The organism is Nonomuraea cypriaca (genome assembly GCF_015645445.1).
GTDB classification, from domain to species: Bacteria; Actinomycetota; Actinomycetes; order Streptosporangiales; family Streptosporangiaceae; genus Nonomuraea; species Nonomuraea cypriaca.
Window position 1 is genome coordinate 1 of record NZ_JADOGI010000467.1, and the last position, 2,395, is coordinate 2,395.

At 72.4% G+C, this 2,395-nt stretch carries 2 protein-coding genes and 1 pseudogene; all 3 read left to right on the plus strand.

Features of this window, described 5'->3' with window-relative positions:
- Positions 1–583, plus strand: a pseudogene (locus tag ITP53_RS54860) (ATPase); the annotation flags it as partial.
- A gap of 133 nt (positions 584–716) precedes the next feature.
- Positions 717–1,565: a LysR family transcriptional regulator gene (locus ITP53_RS54865; protein ID WP_195903400.1), complete on the plus strand. Its 849-nt coding sequence runs from the start codon at positions 717–719 to the stop codon at positions 1,563–1,565.
- Between the two features lie 21 nt (positions 1,566–1,586).
- Entirely contained in the window at positions 1,587–2,207 is a 621-nt protein-coding gene (locus tag ITP53_RS54870; RefSeq protein ID WP_236052241.1) for a MerR family transcriptional regulator, read from the plus strand.
- Positions 2,208–2,395 lie beyond the last annotated feature (188 nt).

The window sequence follows — 2,395 nt, forward strand, 5'->3', positions numbered from 1 at the left end:
CCCCTCCCCCACCGACCCGACCAACACCACGACCCCAGCCGGCACCGCGACCCTGGGCGGCACCACGGCGCCGGCCGACGCCACCACCCCGGGCGACACCGCCTGGATCGGGCCTGAGCACACGCGCGGCGGCGATGGCCGGGCGGGTTATGGGGGCCGGTTGGCTGGGATGGTCGCCCGGCGGCTGCTGCCCGATGGGGCCGGCGGTGATCCGGGGGCGCGGCTGGCGGCGGCGGTGCATGGGCGGGAGCCGCTCGCGCTCGCCGAGTTGGCGCCGCTGGTGAGCGAGGCGGCGCGGGACGGTGATCCGGCAGCGGTGGCCATCGTCGCCGAGGCGGCGTCCCGGCTGGCGAGAACCGCCGCCCAGGTACACGAACCCGGCCTGCCGATCGTGCTCGCCGGTGGCGTGCTCACGGCGGAAGGCCCCGTACGGGAGGCCGTACAGGGCCTTGTGGAGGGTGCGGTCACGGCGGGAGATCCGGCCGGGGCGGCGGCCTGGCTGGCCGCGCGTCCCTTCCTCGACCCGCACGAGCACAAGGCGTGCCATGCCCGCTTCACCGGCTTCACCGCCTTCGCCGGCTGAGAGGGGTCATCAGCATTTCAGGCCATTTGGCAGCCGGTAGGTGACTGGGCATCTTCACCGGAACTGTCCCGTCTTGTAATACGAAGGTGCGATCCAGCGATAGCTCATCAACATCATCACGCCGAGGTGAGCGATGGACTTACGCTACGTCCGGTACGCCATGGCGATCGCCCGCGCAGGCAGCCTTCGCCGGGCCGCCGCCGCGCTGCACATCGCGCAGCCCACGCTGTCCGAGCAGCTCAGGGCAATGGAGAAGGAGCTCGGCGTCGAGCTGTTCAGCCGTTCGTCGAGCGGCGTGCAGCTCACCGAGGCGGGCGAGGCGTTCCTGGCGCAGGCGACCGTCGCGCTGGACGCCTTCGAGCGCGCCGTGGCCGCCGCCAGGAGAAGCGGCCAGGCCGCGCGCCTGGGCGTGGCCGACGGGCTGGCGGACGTGGTGGCCCGCCTGCTCTCCCAGGTCCACACCATCCACCTGCGGGTGGCGCCCATGAGCACCGCCGAGCAGATCGTCTCCATCGTGGACGGCACGCTGCAGGCCGGCCTCGGGTACGCCCCCGGCTCCCTGCCCAGGGGCGTGGCCCGCATGCTCGTCCACCGCTTCCCCGTACGCGCGCTGCTCCACCGGGATCACCAGCTGGCCGGGCGCGAGGCGCTGTCGTTGTCGGACCTGGCGGGCGAGCCGCTGGTCATGCCGGAGTCCGACGCGGTGGCCGGGGCCCGCAGGTTCCTGGAGGGATTCGTCCGCCACGGCCTGCATCCCCGCCTCGGCCCGGCGGCGGCCACGCATGACCTGGCCGTCACCATGGTGGAGGCGGGCGCCGGATACACCCTCTGCGTCCACGAGGGCACGCCGGTGCCGGAGACCCTGAGCTTCGTCCCGATCAAGGAGGACGTGCCGCCGCTCGACGTCGTCTTCCTCTGGAACCGTCAGGCCGACGTGCAGGAGCTGGTCAGCGCGGCCCGACACGTGGCCCGCTCTGGATAGCGCTATTATCTAACGATGCGCATGTCCGAGCTCAGTGCCACGTCCGGTGTGGCCATCCCCACGATCAAGTACTACCTGCGCGAGGGCCTGCTGCACCAGGGCGCTCAACTGGCCGCGACCCGCGCCGGGTACGACGAGTCCCACCTGCGCAGGCTCCGCCTGATCCGGGCCCTGATCGAGGTGGGCAGGCTCCCGGTCGCCTCGATCAAGCAGGTCATCGCCGCCGTCGCGGACGAGTCCCTGCCCACCAGGGACGTGCTCGGCATCGTGCAGTACGCCCTGTCCCCCGCCGTCGAGCCGGAGCCCGGCGAGGACTGGCAGGCCGCCCGCGCTCAGGTCGACCGCCTCATCGACGACCTGGGCTGGGACGTCCGCACCGACGCCCCCACCCGCGCCGAGCTCACCCAGACCGTGGCCAGGATGCGCCGGCTCGGCATGGACGTCGGCCTGGAGCCGTACGCCGAGGCGGCCCAGAAACTGGCGGCCGAGGTCGAGATGGAGACCGTCGCGTTCGACGGGCCGCGCGACGCCGCCGTGGAGGCCCTGGTGCTCGGCACGGTCCTGTACGGGAAGGCGTTCGACGCGCTACGCCGCATGGCGCACGAGTCGGAGTCCGCCCGCCGCCTCCACCCGGAGTCCTAGCAGCCCCGTGAACGGGCGCGTTACGACGAAAGTCGGAATCGCCGATCGACGATCGGGTCGGGTCCTCGACGGGTGCAGGCGATGACATTGACGCCATGAAGAGACTCCTCGCAGCGGTGATGCTCACGCTGCCCTTCCTCATGACCGCGCCCGCCGCTGCCGTACCCGCACAGGCTCAGAAACCCGGG

What these genes read in the sequence shown, in the direction of transcription:
- ITP53_RS54870 (WP_236052241.1), top strand. Translation starts at nt 1,587, where the DNA reads ATGTCCGAGCTCAGTGCCACGTCCGGTGTGGCCATCCCCACGATCAAG.
- ITP53_RS54865 (WP_195903400.1), top strand. Translation starts at nt 717, where the DNA reads ATGGACTTACGCTACGTCCGGTACGCCATGGCGATCGCCCGCGCAGGC.